The organism is Candidatus Frankia nodulisporulans (assembly GCF_902806475.1).
GTDB lineage: Bacteria > Actinomycetota > Actinomycetes > Frankiales > Frankiaceae > Frankia > Frankia umida.
The window spans coordinates 1-678 of record NZ_CADCWS010000529.1 but is presented as its reverse complement, the minus strand read 5'-3'; the positions used below and the strand labels follow the sequence as shown (position 1 = coordinate 678).

Annotated in this window: 1 pseudogene; it reads left to right on the top strand. The window is 67.6% G+C overall.

Going from position 1 to position 678, the window contains the following annotated elements:
* Positions 1–188: 188 nt before the first annotated feature.
* Positions 189–678: pseudogene (locus G6R24_RS21265) on the top strand (epoxide hydrolase); the annotation flags it as partial.

Here is a 678-nt window from a genome sequence, read left to right as displayed (position 1 = left end):
CGACGGCACCGACAGCGCGGGCGGATCACCAGACACACCCGGACCCTACGGGCCGAGCAACCACACCGCGTCAACACTCCCGGGCCGGCGAGCCATCGAACAGCCCCAGCCCGCCGTAAAACCAAAAACAAACGATCTACGAGACCTGACCAGTTACCCGGCGGATAGCCCAGGCCTTTCTCGAACTGATGACCAGGCTCGGTTACCCGCGCTTCTTCGCCCAGGGCGGCGACTGGGGCAGCACCATCGTCACGTTGATGGCCGATCTGGCTCCGCGGCGAACACGCGCGGTCCACGTCAACCTGCTGGTCGCACCCCGACCTGCGGACCGCGGCTCCGCCGCCCCGCTTGATCCGGCCGACCTCGCCCTCCTCGACCGGGGCCGGCGGTTCCGCGCCACCGGCGTCGCCTACCAGCAGCTCCAGGCGACCAAACCGCAAAGCCTGGCCTATGGCCTGCACGACTCCCCCGCCGCCCTCGCGGCCTGGCTGGTCGAGAAGTTCCATGACTGGACGGACTGCGACGGCCATGTCGAGAACGCCGTCCCCCGCGACCGACTGCTCGACAACATCTCCCTCTACTGGCTGACCGAAACGGCGAACTCCGCCTCCCGGCTGTATTTCGAATCCCTCGGTGAGGGCCGTACCCTCAACCCACGGACCAATGGCCGTAGGTTGA